The 1,332-nt window shown below is 67.2% G+C and carries 1 protein-coding gene; it reads right to left on the reverse strand.

The window, feature by feature from the left end:
* Positions 1 to 1,332 (reverse strand): beta strand repeat-containing protein (locus tag CC207_RS27900; protein WP_371916503.1); only part of this gene is annotated, 1,332 nt, incomplete at both ends.

A 1,332-nucleotide genomic window follows, 5' to 3' on the forward strand; every position in this document is an offset into this window, starting at 1 on the left:
CTCGTGCCATTGATCAGGTCGAGCGCACCGCCGGTGCCGGCCAGCAAGCGGTAGCCATCGGTGACGAATTGCAGGCCATTGACGGTCTGGCTGCCATCGACGGTGACGTCGCCCGCCGTGCCCTGGAACACCGCAAAGGTGCTGCCCCAGGTGGTGTTGAGCACGCCGTTGAGGTCGGTCCAGTTGGTGTTGCCGGCGTTCCACACGCCAGTGCCGCCATCGACTTGGCCGTTGGCCACGCTCTGGCTGCCGTCCCAGAACTGGATGTTCAGGCCCGCGGCGCTGACCAGCAGGTTGACCTGGTTGGCCAGTGCGGTCTGCAGGGTCACGTCGCCCAGGCCCACGCCCAGCGGCAGAGTGCCGAAGTCCAGGCCGTTGTCGGTCAAGGCGCCGGTGTAGTCGAAGATGCGGTACACACCGTTGCCGAAGCCGCCGATGCTGCTGACATTGAGCGTGCCGTCGAGGGTCAGGTTGCCGCCGACGTTGAACAGCGCGGTACCGCCGGTAGACGGTGACGCCAAGCCGACATCGACGATCGAGCCGCTGTTGAGCACCAGGCTGCCGAGGCTCAGGGTGGCACCGCTCTGCCCGGCCAGGTGACCGCCGTTGTTGATCACCACCGTGGCGTTGGCGGTGCCGCTACCCGCCAGGGTGGCGCCACTGGCGACGGTCAGCAGGTTGCTGCCCAATGTGCCGTCGACTTTCAAGGTGCCGGCGTTGACCAGGGTGTTGTCAGCCAGGTTGCTGGTGCCGGTAAGGGTCAGGGTGCCACTGCCGACCTTGGTCAGGCCGCCCAGGCCGTTGAGGCCGCCGGCAAAGGTGCTGCTGAGGTTGTTGCCGCCCAGGCTCAGGACACTGCCGATGCCGACATCGACCTGGCCGCTGCCGGTCAGGCTGCCGAGGCTGGCGTTGCCGTTGAGGTTGAGCTGGCCGCTGGCACCGACGTTGAGGGTGTCGACGTTGGCCAGCACACCGCTGCCGAGGGTGGTGAGGGAGCCGGCCTGGATGTCGACATTGCCGGTGAAGGTCTTGACGCCGACCAGGGTCAGGTCGTCGACGCCGGTCTTGACCAGGTTGCCGCTGCCGCCCAGGTCACCACTGAGGATCAGCGCGTTGACAGCATCGACGGTCAGGTTGGCACCATTGCTCAGGGCGATGGTGTTGCCCAGGGCCATGGGCGCGCTGTTGGCCAGGGTGGCGTCGGCGGTGACCGACAGGGTGCCGGTACCCAGCGCCCCACTGTTGCCCACGGTCAGGCGCCCGGCGTTGAGCTGGGTGCCGCCCTGGAAGCCGTTGTTGCCATTGAGTGTCAGGTTGCCGCTGCCGTTCTTG

It is taken from the genome of Pseudomonas sp. DrBHI1, from assembly GCF_002205115.1.
Lineage (GTDB): Bacteria > Pseudomonadota > Gammaproteobacteria > Pseudomonadales > Pseudomonadaceae > Aquipseudomonas > Aquipseudomonas mosselii.